This window comes from Kluyvera ascorbata (assembly GCF_023195735.1).
Classification (GTDB): Bacteria; Pseudomonadota; Gammaproteobacteria; order Enterobacterales; family Enterobacteriaceae; genus Kluyvera; species Kluyvera ascorbata.
Window position 1 is genome coordinate 2922294 of record NZ_CP096201.1, and the last position, 24018, is coordinate 2946311.

Below are 24018 nucleotides of genomic sequence, written 5' to 3' on the forward strand. Positions count from 1 at the left end.
TTTTAGTGGCGCGCGTAATAACGCAGTTTGTCGAAGTCAATCTCTACGCCCAACCCCGGCCCCTGCGGCAGCGAAACCAGCCCCTGGCGGAAGTCGAGCGGCGTGACCACGATGTCGTCTTTCAGCAGCAGCGGGCCGAACATCTCGGTGCCCCATTGCATCTTTACGGTGGACCAGGCGTGCAGCGAAGCTACCGTGCCGAGCGAGCCTTCCAGCATGGTGCCGCCGTACAGCGCCACGCCCGCCGCCTGTGCGACGTGCGCCAGCTTCAGCGCCTGCGCCGGGCCGCCCGCTTTAGCAATCTTCAGCGCATAGGCACCGCTAAAACCGCCGTGCGCCAGAGCAAAACCGTCGTGGCTGGTTGCCACCGCCTCATCGGCGAGAATCGGAACGTCAAAACGCTGGCTCAGGGTAATCAACCCCTCTCTATCCCAAAGCGGGGTTGGCTGTTCGACGAGGTCGATACCACCATCCTGTAGCTGACTCATGCCTTTCACCGCGGTGGTAAAGTCCCACGCCTGGTTAACGTCAACGCGAACGCTGACCTCTTCACCGAGCGCCGCTTTAATCGCCAGCGCGTGGCGGATATCGGTTTTGAGATCCCGGGCACCAATTTTCAGTTTGAAGGTGTCGTGTCGCCCTTCCGCCAGCAGCCGTTTCCCTTCTTCAATATCTTTATCGGTGTCGCCGCTCGCCAACGTCCACAGCACCGGCAGGCGGTCGGTTATCGCCCCGCCGAGCAGCGCGCTCACCGGCAGCCCCAGCAGTTTGCCCTGGGCATCCAGAAACGCGGTTTCCAGCGCCGATTTAGCAAAGGTGTTGCCCTTGACGCTGGCGTTCATTTTCTCGGCCAGCGCCGCTACGCCGCTGAAGGTCTGGCCGCACAGCAGCGGCGACAGGTAGGTTTCAATAGCCGAGCGGATGGCTTCCGGGCTTTCTGCCCCGTAGCTCAGCCCGCCGATGGTGGTGGCTTCACCCCAGCCAACCACGCCCTCGGCGCACTGCATGCGCACGATGGTCAGGGTCTGGCAGCCCATGGTGGCCATCGACAGCTTGTGCGGGCGAATGGTGGGAATATCCACCAGCCAGCAGGTCAGTGATTCAATCGTTAACATCCGTTGCTCCTGCATTGTTGTGTGGTAAAGGGGTTGAAGGCAGGCTTCTCAGGGCAATCCATGCCAGCAGCGCGTAGGCCATCAACAATAAAGAGACCGGCCACGAGGCATCGAAGGCCATCAGCAGCGCCACCGCCAGCATCGGGCCGAGGCCGCCAGAGAAGATGGACCCCACTTCGTGGCCCAGCGCCAGTCCGGAGTAACGCACCCGCACCGGGAAGAGATCGCTCATGATGCACGGCTGAGTGCCAATCATCGCGCCGTGGCACACCGGCAGGCCGAGGAACATCGCCAGCATCACCACGCCGTAGCTGCCGGTGGAGAGTAGCCAAAAGAAGGGGAACGCCATGACCAACAGGCCAATCACGCCGATGTAGTAAACGGGTTTCAGGCCAATCTTGTCCGACAGCGCGCCCCAGAAGAGGATCGAGAAGAATTCAATCAGCATCGCCAGCGTCACCGCGCTGATGATCTCCCCGGTGCCGATACCAATGTGTTTGGCGTAAACCACCGAGAAGGTGAAGAAAATGTAGGACGCCCCGTTTTCCGGCAGGCGCAGGGCAATGGCCTGTAACAGCGCTTTCGGGTGTTCGCGTACCAGTACCAGCAGCGGGATCTTTTCGTGTTTGTCTTCCGGCTTTGCCTGTGTAAAGGCTTTGCTCTCGCGAATGTTTTTGCGGATATAAACGCCGACCAGGAAGATGACGATGCTCAGCAAGAACGGCACGCGCCAGCCCCAGCTCAGGAAATCGCTCTCCGGTAACTGCTGGACGAGGTAAAAGGCGAAGGCCGAGAGCACAAAGCCGCCGGAGACACCCATCTGGCTCCACGCGGTGTAGAAGCCACGGCGCGAGGCCGGTGCGTTTTCACTCAGCATCAGCACGCCGCCGCCCCACTCGCCGCCGGAAGCCACGCCTTGTAAAAAGCGCAGGATGATGAGCGACAGCGGCGCCCAGATGCCTATCTGCGCGTAGGTCGGCAGCAGGCCAATAACAAAGGTCGTCGCCCCCATCAGCGTCAGGGTCATTATCAGCGTCATCTTGCGGCTATAGCGGTCGCCGATATGGCCGAACAGGATGCCGCCGAGCGGGCGCGCCAGAAAACCGACCGCGAAGCCGGAAAACGCCAGCAGCGTGCCCTGCAACGGGTCGCCGCCCACCGGGAAGAACAGCGGGCCAAAGACCAGCGCGGCGGCGGTGCCGTAGAGAAAGAAGTCATACCATTCCAGCGCATTACCCAGTACCGACGCGACAACCAGCTTGCGCATTTGCTGCGCGTCCTGGCGGACGGTCGTTGATGTGACGGCAGTTTCAGAAACGACATTGCTCATCCGGCATTCCCCTTTTCGTTATCAGACTTCCACGTCGCAGCCAACCGTGTGGTAGCGGCGGTTGAAATAGACCAGCCCGCGCGGCTGCTCGCTGACGCGAATCGCCTGCACCCGGCAGTAAAAGACTGAATGGCTGCCCACTTCGTGGCAGTCATCAATCACACAATCGAAGCTCGCCACCGCAGAGCTCAGCACCGGCGCGCCGCTGGCCATCACCTGCCAGCTGTCGTGGCAGAAACGCTCTTCGGAGCGCAGGCTGGCGTTGGCAAAAATGCCCGACAGCGCCTGGTGGTCGCTCGACAGCACGTTGACGCACAGCGCGCCGTTTTGCTTGAAATGCGCGTGGGCAAAAGAGTTGCGGTTCATGCACACCAGCAGCGTCGGCGGCTGGTCGGTCACGCTGCACACGGCGGAGGCGGTGAAGCCAAATTTACCTGCGGGGCCATCGGTGGTGATCACCGATACCGCGCTGCCCAACTGCGCCATGGCGTTACGAAACTCGGTTTGCAGAGTCATAGGGAGATCCTCAAAGATCGATTATCAGACGGGCGCTTTTCGCCCGGGAGCAACACAGCAGGATCTGATCGCCATCGGCCTTCTCTTCGTCGGTCAGATAGTGGTCACGATGATCCGGCTCACCTTCCAGCACGTCGGTCAGGCAACTGCCGCAGATCCCCTGTTTACAGGAGACGCAGACCTTGAGCCCCGCTAACGCCAGTGCTTCAACGATGGTCTGGTTTGCCGCTACCTGCACGGTGATACCGCTGGCGACTGCCACCACTTCAAACGGCTGACCACCGGTTTCCACCTCGGCGCTAAAGCACTCCTGGTGGATCTGTTCCGGCGCATAGCCCTGGGCAGTGGCCTGCTCGCTGACCGCATCCATCAGCCGTGTCGGACCGCAGACGTAGACATGGGTGCCAGCAGGCACGTCGCACAGCACCGCATCAAGATTAATGCGCTGTTCATCGCTGAAGTGCAGATGCACCTGCGGGGCGTAGGCCGACGCCGTCAACTGGGCGACAAACGCCGCCTGTGCGCGGCTTCGCGCACAATAATGCAGACTGAAAGCACGCCCGGCCGCCATCAGCTCCGCCGCCATCGCCAGCATCGGCGTAATACCGATACCGCCGCCGATAAGCAGGCTGAAGCTCGCCTTTTCATCCAGCGCAAACAGGTTGCGCGGCTCGCTGACCTGAATCTCATCGCCTTCCTGTAGCCCGTGAACGGCAAGTGAGCCGCCTTTGGACTGGCTATCTTTCAGCACGCCAAGCTGGTAGTGATTGAGTTCGCACGGATCGCCGCACAGCGAGTACGGGCGCACCAGATCCTCGCCCAGATGCAAGTCGATATGCGCCCCGGCGGTAAACGCGGGCAGCGCCGTACCGTCGGCTTTAGCCAGCGTCAGCAGCACCACCTCGCCCTGAAGCTCACGACGAATAACCTGTAATGTCAGCATCGATGGCCCCTTAACGCATAAACAGCCCGCCGTTAATGTCCCAGGTGGCCCCGGTGACAAACGACGATGTTTGGGAAGCCAGCAGGGCCACGGCCTGGGCAACAAACGCCGCGTCGCCAAGCTCACCTACCGGGATCATCTGTAACAGGCCGGGCATCTTCTCTTCCGGCACCAGCGCATGCACCGTCGGCAGGTCCATCGGCCCCGGCGCAATTGCGTTGACCGTCACGCCGGATTTCGCCAGCTCGCGGGCAAAGACTTTGGTCAACGTCAGAATGCCGCCTTTTGACGCCGCATAGTGCGCCCCGGAGGCGGTGCCGCCGTTCTGCCCGGCGAGCGACGCCAGGTTGATGATGCGACCGTAGCCGCGACGGGCGAAGTAGCGCCCCATCGTCTGGCAGCCAACAAAGGTGCCGCGCAGGTTGGTGGAAATCACCTGGTCAAACTCTTCGGCGGTAATGTCCATTACCGGGGTGGCGAGCGTCAGCGCGGCGTTATTCACCAGCACCTGTAGGCTGCCGAAGCGTTCGATGGTCGCCGTCAGCGCGCGGTCAAAAGCTTCCGGCTGGCGGATATCCAGCCCCAGCGCCAGGACTTTGCCTTCGCCGTTATCCAGGTTTGCGGCAGCCGCTTCGGCGCGGGCGGCGTCAACATCGGTCAGCACCACCTGAAAGCCCTCGGCCAGCAGATGAGCGGCAATCACGTTGCCGAGACCGGAAGCCGCTCCGGTGACTAATACGGTTTGCGTCATAAACGGTTCCTTACAGGATGTAGCCGATGCTGTGCAGCACATCGTCGCTGTTGACCAGGCGAATCACCTTCTGCGTGATACGCCAGCCGCTTTCCTGCGGGCGCAGACGCCAGGTAATGTCGGCGGCGTAGTGGCGGCTGTGGCCTTTACGGTGCTCCCACAGCGACTGTGCGCCGCGCACCACCACTTCGTTTTCGCTGGCCTCCAGCAGACGGAAGCGCGACAGCGTGCGCAGCGTTCTGGCGCGCGGCGTGGTGGAAATGGACTCGCCGCTGTAGAGACGCTTCACGCGCTTAGCGCGCATTTCGTGATCGTCACAGGCGTAGTTGAGCGTGTTTTTAAAGTCGGTTTCGGTCGGGTCGATCGGCACTACGTACAGGCCGTCGTGCTGCCAGAGATCCAGCCACGCATCGAACTCGCCCTGATCCAGCAGGTCGCCCTCGAGGTTGATAACCGCGATGGCGTTAAACAGTACAGATTCAGCGGTCGTCATTTATTCCATCTCCGTCATCAGTTTTTTCCACTGCTGGTAGGCCGCACGCATGCCGGTTTCAGCGCTAACGTCGCTACGCCGGCCGTCGTCGGTGCGGTATTCCCCCGCCAGGCCACGGTTGAGCATGATCCACAGGTCGTCACCGGCGGTGGCTCCGCGCTGTACGCGCTCCCATGCTTCCGAGTCGTCCGGCGTACCGAAGCCCATCGGCCCCTGGAAGTGTTCGTGCAGACGTAGACGCGCCTGGTTAGCGATTTCCGGGCCACCGTCCATGGTGATCACCGCATGGTGAATTTCGGTTTCATTTACCGACACCGGCTGCAGGACGCGGAAGAAAGCCATCGAGCAGGCAATGTTCGGGAAAATATTGAGGTTGAAGCCGGAGCCGCCGACCGCACGCACAATACGGCGTACCCGATCTTCGTCGTGATCGGCGCGCAGGGCGTCGGCCAGTTCTGTAAAGCGTTCAGGGATTGGCGCATCAAGATTGGCTTCCAGATCCACCAGCTCCGGGATCATCACCATCACGCTATGGCCGTTGCCGAGATCTTCGACGTAACCGCTGCCGTCGACGAAGTTGAGCATCTCTTCGGTCTGCTTATCGACCGAGCTTAAAAACGAACGGTGCACCACCGGGAAGTGGTAGCCGTCGGTGGTGTTTTCGAGCTGGATTTTCCAGTTGCCGGGGAAGCGGAAACGGTGTGCCGGGCCGGTTTTGATCGGGTAGCCCGCGCCCTGCTTCATAAACAGATCCATCCACTTTTTCGCCGCGCCGAGGAAATCTTCCAGCGGTTCAATGTGGTCGTTAAAGGTGGCGAAAATCATGCCCGCGTACTGTTCGGTGCGCAGGGACACCAGCCCCAGCTCGCCCTTTTCTAACTGGTCGGCATAGCTTTCCGGCTGCGGCACGCCGCGCAGGCTGCCGTCCAGCGCGTAGCCCCAGCCGTGGTACGGGCAGACAAAGCTGTTGGTTTTGCCGCTGCGGTGTTCGCAGACGGTGGCCGCGCGGTGACGGCAGCGGTTAAGCAGCGTGTGGACGTCGCCTTTACGGCCACGCACCACAATCACCGGCTGGGTGCCAATTTCAGTCGTTTTGAAGCTGCCGGTCTCCGGAATTTCGCTGGCGTGTGCCACCCAAACCCAGGTTTTACCGAACACGCGATCCAGCTCCAGATTGAACAGTTCTTCAGAGGTGTACAGCGAGGTGTGTACACGGTCGTGCTGTACCAACGAGGCAAGCGCTTCGCGGCTCGGCACGTTCGGCATCGTGGTATCGATATTCTTCACATTAATCAGGTGGTCACACTGCATGTCCATTCTCCTGCACGTCTTCGACGGTCTGATTTTGGTCCGGCACCGGGAGCGTATCCTCGGCATGCCAGTGGCTTACGGGTCGGCTAAACAGGTTGCGGGTGGTGAAATGGTGCATCACCATCTCCCCCGCTTCGCGCCGGAAGGTGACGTTTAATTCGGCGGCGTTGAGGTGCGCGCCGCCCGCGCTGAAGGCCGACGTTTGCAGCATCAGCCAGCGGCCCTGTACCTCTCCGCCTGCTGCATTCGTCAGCGCCTCTGAGCAGAGAAAGTGCGCGTTCATGGCAAAGTGCGCGGGATGGCGGACGTAGCCCGCCATCATCGCGATAATCGCCGCGCGTCCCTGATGACGCCCCAGCCGCGTGGCGTAGGGTTCGCCCACGCCTTGCCAGCAGGCATCGACAGAGAACAGCGCGCCAATGGCCTGTACCGTGTCGAGTGAATCCAGCCGGTCGCACAGGTGCATGTAGTGGCTGATACACACCCGCGCGGCCTGCTGGTCTTCGAGCTGCTGGAGGCGCAGCGCATCCTGAGAGGTCATCATCGGCTCCCTTAACCCTGGATAATCAGTTCACGACCCACGCGGGCTTCGATTTTGCAGTACTTCCACAGCTTGCTGCCGCCGTCGCCGACCGGGGTGGTGCGGAACAGGTTGCAGACCGCCGCCACGTTTTCCAGTGCCTGCGCGTCCGCCAGCACGTAGGTGGTCCACGGCGCGGTGGTGGACGGCCCGACCATCAGCTGGTCGTCGTCCATGTTGCCGATTACCGTGATCCCCGGGGTCTCTTCCATCCCTTTCATCATTACGCCGAAAGCGGCCCATACCTGTTTGGCTTCGGCCTGGCTGGCGTCAAAAAAGTTCTGGTTCACGCCGATGCAAAACAGCACGCGCAGTGTGGTTGATTGGCTCATTGGTTGCTCCTTAGGTTAAAAATTACAGGTAACCGGGCATCGGTTTACCGCCGAAAAAGACCGTACCGGCGTTGAGGTACGAGAGGTCGCCCATAAAGGCGTGTTGGGTAATCACCATCGTGTCGCGGACGTAGCGCTGCAGCGGGCTGGTCATGGTGACGCCGCCCATGCCGTTTAGCGCCAGCGCCTGGCGCGCCACGTCGGCAGCGACGCGAGTCACGTGGGTTGAGGAAAGTCGTAAGGCGTTGATCTGCGCGCAGTCCGCATCATCGCCTCTGAGCAGTTGCTGCCAGACATCGTCGATAGCGTCATAGAACCAGGCGCGGGCGGATCGCAGGTCAGCCTCGCAGCGGGCAATTTGCATCTGCGCCTGCGGGCGGTCGGCCAGACGCGGTGCGCCGGTGACCGACTGCTGGCGATGAGCAATGGCATAAATTTCGTTGAGCGCCGCGCGGGCCACGCCGAGCGCCACCACAGAAAGCACCTGAGTGGCTAACGAGAGCACCGGGTAGCGGTACAGCGGGCCTTCGAGGTTCAAGGCGCCGCCGCGAATAAAGGTCCAATCCTGTGGCACAAACACGTCGTCCACCAGCAGGTCATGGCTGCCGGTTCCGGCAAGGCCTACGGTGTCCCATACCGGGTCAATCTGCACGCTGGCGCGGGGCAGCACCGCCATGCGCGGCAGCGCCTGGTCGCCGTCGGGCAGAATACCCACGCCCAGCACCGACGCGCCCATGCTGCCGCTGGCAAAACTCCAGCGTCCGCTGACGCGGTAACCACCGTCTGCCTGTCGCGCTTTTTGTGTCGGGAAAATCCCGCCGGCAAAGACCACGTCCGGGCCGTCGCGATAAAGTGCTTTTAACGTTTCTACCGGCAGCGCACCGAGGTAAAACGGGCTCATGCCGAAGCTCGCCACCCAGCCTGCGGAACCGTCCGCGGTGGCAATCTGCTCAATCAGCTCGCAGAACTGCGCCGGAGTGCACTCGTCGCCGCCGTAGATTTTTGGCACCAGCGCACGATACACGCCCGCCTGTTTAAAACCGGTAATGATGTCGTCGGAAATATGGCGTTGATGCTCAAAATCGGTGCTGCGCGCGCTCACTTCGCTCAGCAGCGGAACCAGCGATTCACGAACCTGGATGGCAGACATGGCTTTCTCCATAATTTTTATAGGCAGCCGTTCGCAGAGCGAACGAGGCCGCAATGAGTCGAACTCACTGAGTCATCAGGGAAAAGGTAAAACGGGTTGGCTTAGCGGCGTTGTCGCGCCGTGAGCCATTCGGCGGCCTGTACCAGCAACCCTTCGGCGCCTTTGCGGGCCACCAGTTGCAGGGCAACCGGGCGGCCATCAAGCGTGCCCGCAGGTAGCGTGAGCGCCGGATGTCCGCTGAGGTTAAACGGCCTCACCAGCCGGGTCAGGTTGACCACGCTGAGCGGGTCTTTCGCCTCGTCAAGCGTGGGCGGCAATTCTGGCAACGTCGCCAGCGCCACCAGCGGAGTGATAGCCAGCAGCGCATCCACGTCGTCGCTGAAGCGCTGGCGCACTTTTTCAGCCTCTGCCAGCGCATCGGCGCTGACGTTAGCCCCGGCACGAATGCGGGTTGCCACATCGGCAGAGACGGTGTTTGTCGCCAGCAGCGCGCTGAAGGCCTGCCAGTTTTCATGGCTGATAATGGCCATACCCGCAAGATGGGCATCGGTAAGCGTTGAGAGTTCGCCCTGCTCTGGCTGCACGTCCGCTTCGGCAAGAAAACGCAGCAGCGCGGCATCAATTTCCGGCAGCGCCGCCGGGATAAAGGTGATGGCTGGCAGCGCCTCCAGCGGGGATTCGACGACAATGTGCAGACGGTTCAGCGCCTGACGGAGCGTGCCCGTATCGCGGGTAAACAGACCGACGCTGTCAAGCGAGCTATCGACAGGCAGAACACCTTGTCGGCTCAGCACGCCATAGCCGGGCTTCAGCCCCAGTACGCCGCAGCAGGCTGCTGGCATGCGCACCGAGCCGCCGGTATCGGTGCCGAGCGCAAAATCGACCTCGCCCGCCGCCACGACCGCTGCCGAACCGCTAGAAGAACCGCCGGGAATAAGCGACGGGAAATGAGGATTCACCGGGGTGCCGCTCCAGGGGTTTACCCCGGTCACGCCAAACGCCAGTTCGTGTAACGTGGTTTTTCCTGACAGCACGCAGCCGTTTGCCAGCAAGGTAGCAACGACGATTGCATGCTGCGCGGCGACTGGCGTATCCGCCAGCGCCTGACAACCGGCCTGGGTGCGGAATCCCGCCACGTCCAGGGTGTCTTTGACGGCAAAGCTCAGGTCACCCTCGCCGAGGATGAACCGTTCGATAAACCCATTGCTCTCACAAACTGGCTTCATGATTAACACCTTAACCAGAAAAAATGAATCATATTCAGGCGCGCAGTCGTTGCTGCTTTTTTGCCCTGACCGATGTGTAATCACTATGGAATATTTAGATGAAAATTCAAGTAAATTTTCACGTTAAATTTACTGCAAAATAACAATTAATTAACCTTTTATTGATAAGGGTTAATCGCGCAGTTTGATGAATTACAAAGCAAAATGGCGAATACAGGCGGGCGCTGCCGTTGGCGATGAGGCCAACGGCAGTCATAAAAAAAGAGTTTATTTACAGTGAGTTATGATAATTTTCTACGCGGGTCACAATTTTGTCATTGTGTCGTATTGCGGCTACAGTTCGTTAAGATTATCCAGCACTTTCGACAGCGACTGGTTCATTTTCTCCACCTGACTTACGCTCATCCCCTTAAAGCCTTTGTCGAAAATTTTACCCACCAGCGGCATCGCTTCCGCCACTTTTTGCTGGCCCGCTTCGGTCAGCATCACCACCGTTACCCGCGCATCGCTGGCGCTATTTGCGGTGGTGACCAGGCCATCTTCGCGCAGTCGGCCCACAATCTTGGTGACCGTCGGCATTTTCGCCAGCGCGTATTCGGAGATTTGCGAAATACTCGCCTCGCCGTACTGGTGCGTTATCATCAACACGCGAAAGCGCGACACGTCGAGCGCAATCTTTTTCAGCGCCACTTCTACGGTTTGGGTGTAACGCGCATAGACGTTAACAATCCAGTAGAACGGAAACTCTTCACGATGAAAGGCGGTATCGTCCGATACTTTTTTTATATGACTCATGCGTTTCCTTACCCCATCAAACCACAGATTTTTCGATTATACCCTGAGTCGTTACGCCCGTCCTGACCCCTTTTCACCCCGAATACCGGCGGCTTAAGAATTAGCGCGACGCAGATCTCATTATGATTCACAAATGCCACACACATAACAATTACGTATCATTTTAACTACGTAAAATTGACATTTGTGATGGCTATTTTCTATACGTTAGCAGCCTGCATCTCGGTACCCATACTAATAAACACAATGTGGAGCTTTTCATGAACGATAGCCCTTCTCTGGGACACAAACGCGACGGGGAGCTTGCCACTCCGCCCCCGGCGCAACGGCCGCTGAACCCTCGCCAACAGGCGGTTATCAATAAGCTTTTCCGCCGCTTAATTGTATTTTTATTCGTGCTGTTCGTTTTCTCCTATCTCGACCGTATTAATATCGGCTTTGCCGGCCTGACCATGGGCAAAGACCTGGGGCTGACCAGTACCATGTTTGGTCTCGCGACAACCCTGTTCTATGTGATGTACGTGGTGTGCGGTATTCCCAGCAACGTCATGCTGACCATCGTCGGCGCCCGCCGCTGGATTGCCATCCTGATGATAGTCTGGGGTATTGCCTCGACCGCCACCCTGTTCGCCACCGGGCCGAACAGCCTGTACGCGCTGCGTATGCTGGTCGGTATCGCCGAAGCGGGCTTCCTGCCCGGTCTGCTCTACTACTTAACCTACTGGTTCCCGGCGCACTATCGCGCTCGCGCCAACGCCCTGTTTATGATTGCCATGCCGGTAACCATGGCGCTGGGGTCACTGGCTTCAGGTTATATTCTCAACATGGACGGCTTGCTGAACCTCAAGGGCTGGCAGTGGCTGTTCCTGCTGGAAGGCTTCCCGTCCGTGCTGCTCGGTCTGGTGGTCTGGTTCTGGCTGGACGACAGCCCGTCGAAAGCCAAATGGTTGACCGACGACGATAAAGCCTGCCTCGAAGAGATGATGGAGGCCGACCGCCAGAACGCGCTGCAAACCCAGAGCGCGATTCAGGCGGCATCGGTGGGTCAAAAGAGCGTACAGCGCGAGCTGATGACGCCGACCATTATGCTCTATACGCTGGCCTATTTTTGCCTGACCAATACGCTGAGCGCCCTGAGCGTCTGGACCCCGCTTATCCTGCGTAGCTTTAACGCTGAGAGCAGCAACGTGACCATCGGCCTGCTCAGCGCTATTCCTCAGGTCTGTACTATTGTCGGGATGATCTGGTGGAGCAAGCGTTCGGACCGCCATAACGAGCGTAAGCTGCACACTTTACTGCCCTATCTTTTCGCCGCGGCGGGCTGGGTTCTCACCGCCACCAGTCCGTACCCGCCGTTGCAGTTTACCGGTATCGTGATGGCCTCGATGGGCGCCTTTGCCGCGATGGTCATTTTCTGGACCACGCCGGACAGAGCGCTTTCCCTGCGCGCCCGTGCGCTGGGCATTGCGGTGATTAACGGCACCGGGATGACCGGCGCGGCGCTCGGCCCGCTGCTGATGGGGCTGATGAAGGACGTGACCGGCAGCTTTAACGCGGGGATCTATATGGTCGCCGGGTTCCTGGTGCTGGGCGCGGTGATTATCGCGTTTATTCCGATGAAGGCGACGCAGCGTCAATCAGCCACGGCCGGTGCCGCCCCGGAGTCGGCGTAAACGCCTCGTCCGGGCTACAAGAAACCATCCCGTAGCCCGGCCGAGCAAAGCGACGCCGGGAAGGCTGATTCCCGTCAGAAGGTGTAGCTCGCCCCGAGCTGCACCGTTCTGTCTCGACCAATCCAGCAGTTGGTGCTGTCATAGCAGGTCAACGTTTCTTTGTTGGTCAGGTTTTGCGCGCTGGCTTTCAGCATCAACCCAGCCAGACTGCTCTCCACCGCCGACATATCGTAAGAGAGCGACATATCGTACTGCGTGGTGCCACCGAGTTTGCCAGCCGTATTATCCGGCGCAATCTCCATTGGCCCGGTATAGCGCACCCCGGCCCCTACCGTCAGCCCGCGCACCAGACTTTGATCGAAGGTGTAGTCTCCCCACAGGTTAAACGCGTTTTCCGGAACCTGCGTCGGACGTTTACCCTGATAGGTTTCATCTTCGGTATTAATGGCGTGCGTATAGGCGTAGTTGGCGATCAGGTTGATGTTATCGGTTGGTCGGCTAATGGCCGACAGCTCCGCACCGTTTGATTCAATCTCCCCCGTCTGATGGTAATTCCAGCTCGGGTCCAGGCTCAGCACGTTTTTCTGCTTAATGTTAAACACCGAGGCGGTGAAGGTGGTGGCATATTCCGCCAGCAGGTACTTCACGCCGCCCTCCACCTGTTTACTGGTGGTCGGTTTCACCTGATCGGCCGTCAGGTTACGCGCCGGTGATACCGGTTTAAATCCTTCGGAATAGCTGATAAACGGCGAAATACCGTTATCAAAGGCGTACAGCGCCCCCAGTCGTTTCGTTACTCTATCCTGAGAAATCCACGTTTTCTGGTCAGCGTTAAGATAGTCGGTAGTGGCAGATTGGTACTCATCGTAGCGCAGGCTTGCCAGCAGATTCAGACCGCCAAACTCAACCTGGTCCTGAAGGTAGTACCCTTTCTGGTTGTAGGAGAGACGGTTTTTCTGGGCTGTATACAGCCCCAGCGCATCTTCATTGACCAGGCCGAAATCCGGATTGCGCATATCAATACCCGGCGTTGTAGACGCGGGAGCATAACGATAGTGGTAATGCGAGTTCAGCTTCTGGTAGTCAAACCCAGCCAACAGATGGTGCTGCCAATCACCGAAGGTGAAGGTGCGCGTCACCTGGTTATCAATATTGAAGTTATGCAGGTCTTCATCCGTGGTGTACGCAAAACGGTCTAACTCATAAACGGGATTGCCCGCATTCCCCGTTGAGTAAATGCTCTTCTGGTGGGTGTCGATATCGAAGTAGCGTGCCTTCTGCGCAATGCCCCAGCCGCTATCAAATTCGTGCTCAAAGCTGTAGCCCACCATCCACTGTCGCTGCTTAAAACCGTTCCATTTATCGCCAGCATAATCGCGCTTATCAGCATAGTTTGAGCGCAGATAAGAGAGCGGCAGCGGGTTCGACGGCGTCAGGCTTGGCGTGTTTTGCGCCAGCGCATCAATAGTCAGCCGGGTTTTATCACTCGGTTGCCAGGTGACGCTCGGCGCAACCAGATAATCCTCGGTGCGGGAGGTGTGCGGCTGATCGTCGCCTTCCGTCGCCTTGCCCAGCAGGCGGTAGCTCCAGTCGCTGTCGGCAATGCGCCCGGTGGAATCGAGGTAGCCCTCTTTCAGATTACGGGTACCGGTATTAAAACCGACTTCGGTACGCGGCGTAGTCTGTGGTTTTTTGCCCTGAATGTTGACCAGCCCGCCCGGCGAACCGTTGCCGTACAGCACGGAAGAAGGCCCTTTCAGAATGTCGACGCTCTCAATCAGCAGCGGATCGATACGCGCTTTGGTATTGCCGGTGACGTTATAAGGCAATTGCAGACCGTTATAGAACTCGTTATCGACGGTAAAACCGCGGATTTTATATTCGCTCATATAGGTGGTACTGCCGCGAGACTCGGTTGATACACCCGGCGCATAGCGCAGGATCTCATTCACCGAGGTGGCATGGCGTTCGCTGATTTCATGCTGGCTGATGGTGTTAATCACCTGCGGGGTTTTACTCTCGGCCACCGCGGATTTGGTGGCGCTGTTGGTCCATGCTGGCAGTTCACTGCTCTCGCCCGACCCGGTGACGACCATCGTGGTTTCATTTTTATCAGCCCAGGCCGACGTGGAAAGCGCAACGGCAATCATCCCTGAAAGCGTACAACGACGAAAAACGGTTTTTTTCATTTTATAGGTGAACTCAAAACGCACAAAGAACGATAATTATTATCATTTGTATTTTTAGTTCAACATAAAAATGCAGACAACAACAAAAAGTGGAAAAAACACGCGGGGGATAAAACGAAGAACGGCCCCTTGCGGGGCCGTTGAGAGACATTATTCGCGGCGAATCAGGCGGAAAACCACCAGCACAACGATGGCACCGACTACGGCAACCAGGAAGCTGTGCAGGTTAAACCCGGTGACGCTGCCGCCGAGGCCAAACGTGGTCGCTAACCAGCCGCCCACAACCGCACCGACTATCCCCAGGATACAGGTGAGGATGAATCCCCCCCCATCGCGCCCCGGCATAATCAGTTTGGCAATAACACCGGCAATCAGACCAAAAATAATCCAGGTAATAATACCCATTTTTCCCACCTCTTCAGTTCCATTAAACAGCCATAAAAGCGCCGACATTCTGCGCCGCTAATACTTCAAGTATAGGTAATTGTTCTTAAAAAACCTGGAAAGGCGATGATATTTTATACGGATAAATACGAATTTTGACGTAAGCACTGTCTTAAGTGCTTTGGTCAGCCTAAAGCTGCGAAGATGTTAAATATTTTCATTTGGGCGCTGAAGTTATAGATTGCTACGCCGATACATAATTAAGCCTCTGCCATTCAGGAGCCATTCCACGTGAGTGAGCACAACACACAGTTTCTAAAGCAAAACCCATTAGCTGTATTAAGTATTCTGCGCGATCTTCAGCAGGCTAACGCCGCGCTGCGCGTCAGCTGGTCGTCCCGACAGTTTATTAGCCGTATTCTTGATGCCAGCCAGCAGCGGCTGGTGATTGATTTTGGCAGTCGGGAGGAAGATAACATTGCGGCCAGAACGGCAAAAAATATCACCATCGTCGCCGAAACCAACGGTGCCAAAATTGAATTCACGGTACCAGCGATGGCGGTCGAGGATTATCAGAACTTGCCGGCTTTCGTGATGCCTACGCCTGCGGCAGTCTGGTTTATCCAGCGTCGGGAGTTTTTCCGCATTCCTGCTCCGCTGCATCCGCCCTATTTCGGCAAAGCCACGTTACCGGATAAAAGCACGCTGCGCTTTCGTCTGTACGATCTTTCGCTCGGCGGTATGGGGGCGTTGCTGGATGCGCCAGCACCGGATGGATTAGTTCCGGGTATGCAACTTAACGAGATTGAGCTGGATATGGCGCAGTGGGGGCGCTTTCGCTTTGATGCGCGGCTGTTGGGAATTAGCGAGCGCAAAGTGGTGGATAGCAAGAACGAAACCATCGTCACGCCGCGCTTAAGCTTCCGTTTTCTGCATATGAATCCGGTGCTTGAGCGCTCGCTCCAGCGCATTATCTTTGCACTGGAGCGTGAAGCGCGCGAACGGGCGAATAACGTCCGCTGATTACATGGCGTCCATCGCTTTCTGAACCTTCCAGATATAACGGGGCGCTTGCGGTGCAGGGTGATTCTTCACGACGTGCTGGAAGAACTCATCCTTATCCATGTCGTTAATTTCGGCAATCGCCTTTTTACGATCCGATGAGAAGGTACGCAGCAGCGCGCCGGCACCGTTAGCATAGGAGACCACCAGCGCATACTGCATCACTTCCGGATCGTTTATCCCAGCAAGCGAACCATGTTCGAGAATGCTCAGATAAGCGGCTCCCATGGAAATATTCCGTTCCGGGTTTTTCAGTTCGCTGGTCGACGGTTGTCCACTCCAGCCCATGTAACGATAAACATCCAGACCAGACGTAGAGGCTTTAAGCTGCATCAGCCCTACCGCGTTTGATTTACTGACAAGCGACGGATTGCCGCCTGACTCCACGGCGATAATCGCCGTCAGCAGACGCGGGCTTACGCCCCATGCCGCACCGGCTTTTTCACTGATTGGCATCCACTGCATTGCGCGCTTCACCGGCACTTCGGGGTTCCAGGGTGGGTTGCGATAATCCGATTGGTGAGAAGAACATCCAGCAAGTAATACAATTAAAAAAGCAAACCATCTCAATTTCACGCATCTATCCTTTTAGCTGAACTTTGCCGCCGTTAATGACAACCATGGGCTCAGGCGGCATGATACTCGTTTCATTCTCTGCAAGGAAATGCCATGTCTCAGTTTCATCTCGTCGCCCCTTCCGGTTATTGCATCAATCAGTCCGCCGCGCAGTGCGGGGTCAAGCGATTAGAAGAGGCCGGGCATCGGGTGAATAACCAGCAGGTTATCACTCGTCGCGACCGCCGTTTTGCCGGAACGGAAGCGGAACGTCTGCACGATATCAACGCGTTGGCATCCCTCAAAGAGAAGAATCAGATAGTGCTGGCAGTACGCGGCGGCTATGGTGCCAGCCGTTTGCTGGATACCATTGACTGGCAGGCACTGGCAGCCCGCCAGCGGCAAGATCCGCTACTTATCTGCGGCCATAGCGACTTCACCGCCATTCAGTCCGGTCTGCTGGCAAAAGGCAACGTGATTACCTTCAGCGGCCCGATGCTGGCCGGAAACTTCGGCGCGGAAACCCTGAATGCGTTTACCGAACAGCACTTCTGGCGCGCCCTGCGTCAACCACGCTATAGCGTTGAGTGGCACGGCGATGGCCCGGTATGCGATGAACAAGGGACGCTGTGGGGCGGCAATCTGGCGATGCTCGTGTCACTGATTGGCACGCCGTGGATGCCGGATATTGAAGGCGGCATTCTGGTGCTGGAGGATATCAACGAACATCCGTTCCGCGTCGAACGCATGCTATTACAGCTGCTTTATGCGGGCATTCTGCCGCGCCAGCGCGCCATTGTATTAGGGAGTTTTACCGGCGCGACGCCGAACGACTACGACGCCGGATATTCCCTTGAGTCGATGTATGAGTACCTCCGTTCACGGCTGTCTATTCCGGTCATCACCGGCCTCGACTTTGGCCATGAACAGCGCACGGTGACGCTGGCGCTTGGCGCACAGGCACAGTTGGCCCACGGCGACGGGCAATCCCGGCTGACGATAACCGGTCATCCTGTATTAGTTGAATAAAAAACAATAATCACCGTTTATTAGTCCAATGTTCGTGCCGCAATTATGGTAACGTTTTGTAACTAGCTTGTACGTTATCGGGGAGTGCGTGAACATTGGACGCCACGGCAGTCATTAGTCTCTTTATTTTGGGTTCGGTCTTAGTAACCTGCAGTATTCTCTTAAGCTCATTTTCTTCCCGTCTCGGTATCCCTATTCTGGTTATCTTTTTAGCCATCGGCATGCTGGCGGGCGTCGACGGCATCGGCGGCATCCCCTTCGATAACTACCCTTTCGCCTATATGGTCAGTAACCTGGCGCTGGCGGTTATCCTGCTTGATGGCGGGATGCGCACCCAGGCGAGCTCCTTTCGCGTCGCTTTAGGCCCGGCGCTGTCGCTGGCAACCGTTGGCGTTCTGATAACCTCCGGGCTCACCGGGATGATGGCGGCCTGGCTGTTTAACCTCAATCTGATGGACGGGCTGCTGATTGGCGCCATCGTCGGCTCCACCGACGCCGCCGCGGTATTTTCGCTGCTTGGCGGTAAAGGCCTTAACGAGCGCGTGGGCTCGACCCTGGAGATTGAGTCCGGCAGCAATGATCCGATGGCGGTGTTTCTGACCATCACGCTTATCGAGATGATCCAGCAGCATGAAACCGGGCTGAGCTGGATGTTCCTCGTGCACATTCTCCAACAGTTTGGACTGGGGATTATTATTGGCATCGGCGGCGGTTACCTGCTGTTGCAGATGATCAACCGCATCTCCCTGCCAGCCGGGCTCTATCCGCTGCTGGCATTGAGCGGCGGGATCATGATTTTTGCCGTCACCACTAAACTCGACGGCAGCGGCATTCTGGCGGTCTACCTGTGCGGTTTCCTGCTCGGCAATCGGCCGATTCGTAACCGCTTTGGCATTCTGCAAAACTTCGATGGCCTGGCCTGGCTGGCGCAGATTGGTATGTTCCTGGTGCTGGGGCTACTGGTAACCCCTTCCGATCTGCTGCCTATTGCCATTCCGGCGCTGCTGCTTTCTATCTGGATGATTTTCGTCGCCCGCCCGCTGTCGGTGTTCGCCGGGCTGCTGCCGTTCCGCGGGTTTAACCTGCGCGAGCGCACGTTTATCAGCTGGGTTGGCCTGCGCGGCGCGGTGCCCATCATTCTGGCGGTATTCCCGATGATGGCCGGGCTCGATAACGCCCGCCTGTTCTTTAACGTCGCCTTCTTCGTGGTGCTGATCTCGCTGCTGTTGCAGGGGACGTCGCTCTCCTGGGCAGCGAAGAAAGCCAAAGTCGTGGTGCCACCGGTCGGCTGGCCGATTTCCCGCGTGGGTCTGGATATTCATCCGGAGAATCCGTGGGAACAGTTTGTGTATCAACTTAGCGCCGAAAAGTGGTGCGTGGGGGCGGCCCTGCGCGACCTGCATATGCCGCCGGAAACGCGTATTGCCGCGCTGTTCCGCGATAACGTGATGCTCCACCCGACCGGCAGCACGCGCCTGCGTGAAAACGATATTCTGTGCGTGATTGGTCGTGAACGTGACCTGCCGTCGCTCGGCAAAATGTTCAGCCAGTCGCCGCCGGTCGCATTGGATCAAAGCTTCTTTGGCGATTTTATTCTGGAAGCCGGGGCGAAGTTTGCCGACGTTGCCATGATTTATGGTCTGGACGGCGGTGAAGAGTTCCGCGATAACCAGCAATCGCTGGGGGACATTGTCGAACACCTCTTAGGCGCAGCACCGGTTGTGGGTGACCAGGTGGAGTTTGCCGGTATGGTGTGGACGGTGGCCGAGAAAGAGGAAAATCAGGTTCTGAAGGTTGGCGTGCGGGTCGCTGAGGAAGAATCGGAGTAGTTTGTTGTGCCGGATGGCGCTGCGCTTATCCGGCCTACATGCCCGGTCAGCAAAGCGCTACCGGGCAACATCAAAAAGTTACACCGTCACAACTGGCACACGCGGCGCCAGAGCACACATAAGCTCGTAACCGACGGTTCCCGCGCTGGCGGCCACTTCATCAATCTTGATCTCTTGCCCCCACAGCTCAACGGCGGTACCAATTCCGGCCTGCGGACACGGCGTTAAATCCACCGCCAGCATATCCATCGAAATCGCCCCAACGGTACCGGTACGGATACCGTCCACCAGCACCGGCGTGCCGTTGGCGGCAATGCGCGGATAACCATCTGCATAGCCGCAGGCCACGATTCCAATACGCTGCTCCTCTTTGGCACGATAGCGACTGCCATAACCGACGGCATCGCCGGGCTTCAGATTCTGAATCCCGATTATCTGACTGCTGAGGCTCATGACCGGTTTGAGCCCGGTATTGGCAATATCCTGCCACTGCCCGGACGGTGAAGCGCCGTAGAGCACAATCCCCGGCCGCACCCAGTCGAAATGGGTCTCCGGGTGCCAGAGCGTTGCCGCAGAGTTGGCTAGCGAGCGCGGGCACTCCAGCCCTTCGGCGGCCTGTTCAATACGCTGCATTTGCTCAGCTACGCCATCGATCAGTTCAGACTGAGCAAAATGTGACATCAACGTCATCGCCCCGACGTTACTAATGCCCCGTAGCTGCTGCCAGACGGTATGGATGAGCTCCGGCGCAAAGCCGAGGCGGTTCATGCCGCTATTCACCTTGAGATAGATATCAATCGGCGCATGCAGGCGCGCGTTTTGCAGCGCCTTAATTTGCCAGTTGCTGTGCACGCTGGTGGTCAGCCGGTACTTATCGAAAAGCTCCAGCTCATCAGCGTGGAAAAAGCCTTCCAGCAACAAAATAGGCCCTTTCCAGCCGCGTTCGCGCAGCAAAATGGCCTCTTCAAGATTGAGCATCGCAAAACCGTCGGTTTCCCGCAGCGCATTCCAGATGCGATCTAATCCGTGACCGTAGGCGTTGGCTTTCATCACCGACCAAACGCGAGCACCACCCGCCGCGCGGCGGACAATGCCCAGATTCTGCTTCAGCGCCTGCAAATCAATCGTGGCGAGCACGGGACGTGACATGCGTTCTCCTTATTGGTGTGCGCCATGCAAATGCTGAGGATGTGCCGGCGTAAAGCCCGGCGAATAGCGTGCAACGCTAAGATCATCATAGGGGATAGCCGGCATTCGGCCAGACATTAAATCACTCAGCAACTGACCGGAACCGCAGGACATGGTCCAGCCCAGGGTGCCGTGCCCGGTATTGAGCCACAGGTTTTTGAACGCGGTTTTGCCCACCACTGGCGTGCCATCTGGAGTCATCGGACGCAGGCCGGTCCAGAAGGTAGCCTCTTCGATTTTACCGCCGCGCGGGAAGAGATCGCCCACCACCATTTCCAGCGTTTCGCGACGCGGTTGCAGCAGTTCGGTGTTAAAACCGACGATCTCCGCCATGCCGCCGACGCGGATACGGTTATCAAATCGGGTAATGGCAATTTTGTAGGTTTCGTCGAGAATGGTCGAGACTGGCGCCCCGCTCTCTTCAATAATCGGAATGGTCAGCGAGTAGCCTTTCAGCGGGTAAACCGGAATATCCACCAGCCCTTTCAGCATGGCGGTAGAGTAAGATCCAAAGGCCATCACATAGGCATCGGCTTTCACCAGCTCATCGCCGCATTTTACGCCGACGATGCGGTCCCCTTCCTGAATCAGGCTGTCGACCGGAGTATTAAAGCGGAACTGTACGCCCGCCTGTTCGGCCATTTTCGCCAGACGCTGGGTGAAAAGCTGGCAGTCGCCGGTTTCATCGTTTGGCAGACGCAACCCACCGGTCAGCTTGTGGGCCACTTCCGCCAGCGCCGGTTCAACTTCTGCCAGTCGCGAGGCTTCCAGCAGTTGATACGGAACGCCCGCATCTTCCAGCACCGCGATATCGCGAGTGGCGTTTTCATACTGTTGTTCGGTACGGAACAGCTGCAGCGTACCGCCCTGACGCCCTTCATAAGTAATACCGGTGGTTTCACGTAGCGTCTTCAGGCAGTCGCGGCTGTACTCGGCAAGCCGCACCATCCGACCTTTGTTTTCCATATAGTGGCGGGTGTCGCAGTTGCGCAGCATCTGCCACATCCACTTCAGCTGAAAACCGGTGCCGTCCAGACGAATCGCCAGCGGCGCATGGCGCTGAAACATCCACTTAATCGCCTTCAGAGGCACACCAGGTGCTGCCCAGGGTGCCGCATACCCCGGCGAAATTTGCCCCGCGTTGGCCGCGCTGGTTTCCAGCGCCGGACCGGCTTCCCTGTCAATTACCGTAACCTGATGCCCCGCCTGACTTAAATACCAGGCGCTGGTTACGCCAACCACGCCACTTCCCAGTATGACAATGTGCATAGCCACTCCAGAATGAGTAAAAGAACAATCTTCTAATTACAAATTGATAACCCAGATGAAAATATTATTCAACATATGCTTTTTTTATGGTGACTTGCCTCACAGAGTGCCCATCACACGGGGTAGCGGTGAATTTGATATCTCCTGCTACCCTCTTTTTTTGTCAGCATAAAACTCTGCAAAATTGAAAAATAGTCGCTATCAAAATGAATAAATCATGAAGAAAAGAAATGGCGCTTGTTACAGAATTTCTGCGGTGTTCTATTCTTGAAGAGAGGCTCTCCAGACAGAGAGAGTCGCCAACAATGAGGGCGCGCTAATGGCTACGATTGACTCGATGAATAAGGACACCACTCGTCTGAGCGATGGACCCGATTGGACGTTTCCGCTGCTCGAAACCTACCTGGCAGAGATCGACCGGGTAGCGAAGCTGTACCGGCTGGACACCTATCCGCACCAAATTGAAGTCATTACCTCCGAGCAGATGATGGACGCTTATTCCAGCGTCGGAATGCCGATTAACTACACCCACTGGTCGTTTGGCAAAAAATTTATTGAGACCGAGCGCAGCTATAAGCACGGACAACAGGGGCTGGCCTACGAAATAGTCATCAACTCCAACCCGTGTATCGCCTATCTGATGGAAGAGAACACCGTCACCATGCAGGCGCTGGTGATGGCGCACGCCTGCTATGGCCACAACTCCTTCTTTAAAAATAACTATCTATTCCGTAGCTGGACCGATGCCAGCTCTATCGTCGACTATCTGCTGTTCGCCCGCAAATACATTGCCGACTGCGAAGAACGCTATGGCGTGGACGAGGTGGAGCGTCTGCTCGACTCTTGTCACGCGCTCATGAACTACGGGGTAGACCGCTACAAACGACCATCCAAAATCTCCATGCAGGAAGAGAAAGCGCGGCAGAAGAGCCGTGAAGAGTATCTGCAAAGCCAGGTGAATATGCTGTGGCGCACCCTGCCGAAACGCGATGAAGAGAAAGCCATCGAGTCAGCACATCGCTATCCGTCCGAGCCGCAGGAAAACCTGCTCTATTTTATGGAGAAAAACGCCCCGCTGCTGGAGTCGTGGCAGCGTGAGATCCTGCGCATCGTGCGCAAGGTCAGCCAGTATTTTTATCCGCAGAAGCAGACCCAGGTGATGAACGAAGGCTGGGCCACCTTCTGGCACTACACCATCCTTAACCATCTGTACGATGAAGGAAAAGTGACCGAACGCTTTATGCTCGAGTTCCTGCACAGCCATACCAACGTGGTGTACCAGCCGCCGTACAACAGCCCGTGGTACAGCGGAATTAACCCATATGCGCTGGGCTTTGCCATGTTCCAGGATATTAAGCGCATTTGCCAGAATCCGACCGAGGAAGATAAGTACTGGTTCCCGGATATCGCGGGATCTGACTGGCTCACTACCCTGCACTTCGCGATGCGTGATTTTAAAGACGAGAGCTTTATCAGCCAGTTCTTGTCACCGAAGATCATGCGCGATTTCCGTCTGTTCACGGTGCTGGATGACGATCGTAATAACTATCTGGAGATTTCGGCTATCCATAATGAGGAGGGGTATCGGGAGATTCGTTCGCAGCTTTCGTCCCAGTACAACCTCAGCAATCTGGAGCCGAATATTCAGGTGTGGAACGTGGATCTTCGCGGCGACCGTTCGCTGACGCTGCGCTATGTGCCGCATAACCGCGCGCCGCTGGATAAGGGGCGTCGTGAGGTGCTTAAGCATGTGCATCGTCTGTGGGGGTTTGATGTGCATCTGGAGCAGCAGAATGCGGATGGTAGCGTGGAGTTGCTGGAGCGTTGCCCGCCGCGGCCAAACGCGCTGTAACCTATCATGGTAGCCCGGATGAGGTGCGAAGCACCAACTCCGGGGGGGCTCTGTGCCAGTGATTATCTCTGTAGGTTTATCGCTCTGTTGCGCTCCCTTCCAATGCTAGCCATATAAATTGCACTGGCGCTGAGAGCGCGCAAGGGGCGGCAAAATCGCCACTTCGTGGTTCCCTCAGCTTATTCCCTCCGGCTTCGGGTCGGGCGCAAGTTTACATCCCTGTAAACTGCGCCCTCAGCCCACATCCCTGTGGGCTGACCCGGCCTACGGGAAACGCTTCGGCGATTTAGACGCCACCAACACCCGTGCGGTCTTCCAGTTGACAGCAAAAAACAACACAAATGTCACTGAAACCGATGAGTCCCCGCTGGAAATCGGCGAGCCGGAGAATGGAAGACAAGGTCAGGACGCCATGGATGGCGGACTGAGGCGAACCGAGACAGGGA

General features: G+C 57.5%; 22 protein-coding genes and 1 pseudogene. 5 read left to right on the forward strand and 18 right to left on the reverse strand.

The genetic code is table 11. From position 1 onward, the window contains the following. Window positions 1-2 precede the first annotated feature (2 nt). From MY052_RS14010 to MY052_RS14065, 12 genes are all read right to left on the reverse strand, one after another. A complete protein-coding gene (locus MY052_RS14010; protein ID WP_248537228.1) occupies window positions 3-1115 on the reverse strand; it encodes a muconate/chloromuconate family cycloisomerase in 1113 nt (370 codons plus the stop codon). Further along, on the reverse strand, window positions 1102-2445 hold the full coding sequence (locus tag MY052_RS14015; protein WP_248537229.1) for an MFS transporter: 1344 nt from the start codon (window positions 2443-2445) through the stop codon (window positions 1102-1104). Before MY052_RS14015 ends, MY052_RS14010 begins: the two co-directional genes overlap by 14 nt. 21 nt (window positions 2446-2466) lie before the next feature. Further along, window positions 2467-2961 carry a flavin reductase gene (locus tag MY052_RS14020; RefSeq protein WP_248537230.1) on the reverse strand — a complete coding sequence of 165 codons (495 nt, stop codon included), beginning with the start codon at window positions 2959-2961 and terminating at the stop codon, window positions 2467-2469. Between the two features lie 10 nt (window positions 2962-2971). Next, on the reverse strand, window positions 2972-3904 hold the full coding sequence (locus MY052_RS14025) for a PDR/VanB family oxidoreductase (protein WP_202215922.1): 933 nt from the start codon (window positions 3902-3904) through the stop codon (window positions 2972-2974). 10 nt (window positions 3905-3914) lie between these two features. Beyond that, a complete protein-coding gene (locus MY052_RS14030; protein WP_035893530.1) occupies window positions 3915-4655 on the reverse strand; it encodes an SDR family NAD(P)-dependent oxidoreductase in 741 nt (246 codons plus the stop codon). A 10-nt stretch (window positions 4656-4665) separates the two neighbouring features. Then, the gene (locus tag MY052_RS14035; RefSeq protein WP_035893528.1) at window positions 4666-5148 is read right to left on the reverse strand and encodes an aromatic-ring-hydroxylating dioxygenase subunit beta; all 483 of its coding nucleotides are present in this window, start codon (window positions 5146-5148) and stop codon (window positions 4666-4668) included. Further along, complete coding sequence (locus MY052_RS14040) at window positions 5149-6459, reverse strand: aromatic ring-hydroxylating oxygenase subunit alpha (protein ID WP_248537231.1); 1311 nt, start codon at window positions 6457-6459, stop codon at window positions 5149-5151. It abuts the gene before it with no gap. Further along, window positions 6449-7003, reverse strand: coding sequence for a nuclear transport factor 2 family protein (locus tag MY052_RS14045; protein ID WP_248537232.1), 555 nt, complete (start codon window positions 7001-7003; stop codon window positions 6449-6451). Before MY052_RS14045 ends, MY052_RS14040 begins: the two co-directional genes overlap by 11 nt. Window positions 7004-7011: 8 nt before the next feature. Then, window positions 7012-7371: a hypothetical protein gene (locus tag MY052_RS14050; RefSeq protein ID WP_035893525.1), complete on the reverse strand. Its 360-nt coding sequence runs from the start codon at window positions 7369-7371 to the stop codon at window positions 7012-7014. A gap of 22 nt (window positions 7372-7393) precedes the next feature. Beyond that, entirely contained in the window at window positions 7394-8521 is a 1128-nt protein-coding gene (locus tag MY052_RS14055; RefSeq protein WP_248537233.1) for an acyl-CoA dehydrogenase family protein, read from the reverse strand. A gap of 101 nt (window positions 8522-8622) precedes the next feature. Next, complete coding sequence (locus tag MY052_RS14060; RefSeq protein ID WP_248537234.1) at window positions 8623-9747, reverse strand: amidase; 1125 nt, start codon at window positions 9745-9747, stop codon at window positions 8623-8625. 333 nt (window positions 9748-10080) lie between these two features. Further along, window positions 10081-10542, reverse strand: a complete 462-nt coding sequence (locus MY052_RS14065; protein WP_035893520.1) for a MarR family winged helix-turn-helix transcriptional regulator — start codon at window positions 10540-10542, stop codon at window positions 10081-10083. Between the two features lie 260 nt (window positions 10543-10802). On the opposite strand from MY052_RS14065, the gene hpaX reads away from it, so the two are divergent. Then, window positions 10803-12215, forward strand: a complete 1413-nt coding sequence (gene hpaX, locus MY052_RS14070; protein ID WP_248537235.1) for a 4-hydroxyphenylacetate permease — start codon at window positions 10803-10805, stop codon at window positions 12213-12215. Between the two features lie 74 nt (window positions 12216-12289). On the opposite strand, the gene MY052_RS14075 is transcribed toward hpaX, so the two are convergent. Continuing rightward, window positions 12290-14404: a TonB-dependent siderophore receptor gene (locus MY052_RS14075; protein ID WP_248537236.1), complete on the reverse strand. Its 2115-nt coding sequence runs from the start codon at window positions 14402-14404 to the stop codon at window positions 12290-12292. A 150-nt stretch (window positions 14405-14554) separates the two neighbouring features. Continuing rightward, window positions 14555-14809: a GlsB/YeaQ/YmgE family stress response membrane protein gene (locus tag MY052_RS14080; protein ID WP_035893566.1), complete on the reverse strand. Its 255-nt coding sequence runs from the start codon at window positions 14807-14809 to the stop codon at window positions 14555-14557. A 270-nt stretch (window positions 14810-15079) separates the two neighbouring features. Between MY052_RS14080 and ycgR the strand changes: the two genes are divergently transcribed. After that, window positions 15080-15811: a flagellar brake protein YcgR gene (gene ycgR, locus MY052_RS14085; protein ID WP_248537237.1), complete on the forward strand. Its 732-nt coding sequence runs from the start codon at window positions 15080-15082 to the stop codon at window positions 15809-15811. Here the strand turns inward: ycgR and emtA are convergent, their stop codons facing one another. Further along, window positions 15812-16426, reverse strand: coding sequence for a membrane-bound lytic murein transglycosylase EmtA (gene emtA, locus MY052_RS14090; RefSeq protein WP_035893513.1), 615 nt, complete (start codon window positions 16424-16426; stop codon window positions 15812-15814). Window positions 16427-16519: 93 nt separating this feature from the next. Between emtA and ldcA the strand changes: the two genes are divergently transcribed. Further along, window positions 16520-17434 carry a muramoyltetrapeptide carboxypeptidase gene (gene ldcA / locus MY052_RS14095; RefSeq protein WP_248537238.1) on the forward strand — a complete coding sequence of 305 codons (915 nt, stop codon included), beginning with the start codon at window positions 16520-16522 and terminating at the stop codon, window positions 17432-17434. A 128-nt stretch (window positions 17435-17562) separates the two neighbouring features. Continuing rightward, window positions 17563-19197 (forward strand): annotated as a pseudogene (locus MY052_RS14100) (potassium/proton antiporter); the annotation flags it as partial. Here MY052_RS14100 and MY052_RS24315 read toward each other — a convergent pair. From MY052_RS24315 to MY052_RS14110, 3 genes are all read right to left on the reverse strand, one after another. After that, entirely contained in the window at window positions 19138-19278 is a 141-nt protein-coding gene (locus tag MY052_RS24315) for a hypothetical protein (RefSeq protein ID WP_420828645.1), read from the reverse strand. The pseudogene MY052_RS14100 and the gene MY052_RS24315 sit on opposite strands and share 60 nt — an antisense overlap. A gap of 63 nt (window positions 19279-19341) precedes the next feature. Next, window positions 19342-20412: a catabolic alanine racemase DadX gene (dadX, locus tag MY052_RS14105; RefSeq protein ID WP_248537239.1), complete on the reverse strand. Its 1071-nt coding sequence runs from the start codon at window positions 20410-20412 to the stop codon at window positions 19342-19344. A gap of 9 nt (window positions 20413-20421) precedes the next feature. Beyond that, window positions 20422-21720 carry a D-amino acid dehydrogenase gene (locus MY052_RS14110; RefSeq protein WP_248537240.1) on the reverse strand — a complete coding sequence of 433 codons (1299 nt, stop codon included), beginning with the start codon at window positions 21718-21720 and terminating at the stop codon, window positions 20422-20424. Window positions 21721-22039: 319 nt separating this feature from the next. On the opposite strand from MY052_RS14110, the gene MY052_RS14115 reads away from it, so the two are divergent. Then, window positions 22040-23572 carry a SpoVR family protein gene (locus MY052_RS14115; RefSeq protein WP_248537241.1) on the forward strand — a complete coding sequence of 511 codons (1533 nt, stop codon included), beginning with the start codon at window positions 22040-22042 and terminating at the stop codon, window positions 23570-23572. Window positions 23573-24018 lie beyond the last annotated feature (446 nt).

Coding starts and splice junctions, on each gene's coding strand:
- MY052_RS14010 (WP_248537228.1), bottom strand. CDS start 1,115: ATGTTAACGATTGAATCACTGACCTGCTGGCTGGTGGATATTCCCACC.
- MY052_RS14015 (WP_248537229.1), bottom strand. CDS start 2,445: ATGAGCAATGTCGTTTCTGAAACTGCCGTCACATCAACGACCGTCCGC.
- MY052_RS14020 (WP_248537230.1), bottom strand. CDS start 2,961: ATGACTCTGCAAACCGAGTTTCGTAACGCCATGGCGCAGTTGGGCAGC.
- MY052_RS14025 (WP_202215922.1), bottom strand. CDS start 3,904: ATGCTGACATTACAGGTTATTCGTCGTGAGCTTCAGGGCGAGGTGGTG.
- MY052_RS14030 (WP_035893530.1), bottom strand. CDS start 4,655: ATGACGCAAACCGTATTAGTCACCGGAGCGGCTTCCGGTCTCGGCAAC.
- MY052_RS14035 (WP_035893528.1), bottom strand. CDS start 5,148: ATGACGACCGCTGAATCTGTACTGTTTAACGCCATCGCGGTTATCAAC.
- MY052_RS14040 (WP_248537231.1), bottom strand. CDS start 6,459: ATGCAGTGTGACCACCTGATTAATGTGAAGAATATCGATACCACGATG.
- MY052_RS14045 (WP_248537232.1), bottom strand. CDS start 7,003: ATGATGACCTCTCAGGATGCGCTGCGCCTCCAGCAGCTCGAAGACCAG.
- MY052_RS14050 (WP_035893525.1), bottom strand. CDS start 7,371: ATGAGCCAATCAACCACACTGCGCGTGCTGTTTTGCATCGGCGTGAAC.
- MY052_RS14055 (WP_248537233.1), bottom strand. CDS start 8,521: ATGTCTGCCATCCAGGTTCGTGAATCGCTGGTTCCGCTGCTGAGCGAA.
- MY052_RS14060 (WP_248537234.1), bottom strand. CDS start 9,747: ATGAAGCCAGTTTGTGAGAGCAATGGGTTTATCGAACGGTTCATCCTC.
- MY052_RS14065 (WP_035893520.1), bottom strand. CDS start 10,542: ATGAGTCATATAAAAAAAGTATCGGACGATACCGCCTTTCATCGTGAA.
- hpaX (WP_248537235.1), top strand. CDS start 10,803: ATGAACGATAGCCCTTCTCTGGGACACAAACGCGACGGGGAGCTTGCC.
- MY052_RS14075 (WP_248537236.1), bottom strand. CDS start 14,404: ATGAAAAAAACCGTTTTTCGTCGTTGTACGCTTTCAGGGATGATTGCC.
- MY052_RS14080 (WP_035893566.1), bottom strand. CDS start 14,809: ATGGGTATTATTACCTGGATTATTTTTGGTCTGATTGCCGGTGTTATT.
- ldcA (WP_248537238.1), top strand. CDS start 16,520: ATGTCTCAGTTTCATCTCGTCGCCCCTTCCGGTTATTGCATCAATCAG.
- dadX (WP_248537239.1), bottom strand. CDS start 20,412: ATGTCACGTCCCGTGCTCGCCACGATTGATTTGCAGGCGCTGAAGCAG.
- MY052_RS14110 (WP_248537240.1), bottom strand. CDS start 21,720: ATGCACATTGTCATACTGGGAAGTGGCGTGGTTGGCGTAACCAGCGCC.
- MY052_RS14115 (WP_248537241.1), top strand. CDS start 22,040: ATGGCTACGATTGACTCGATGAATAAGGACACCACTCGTCTGAGCGAT.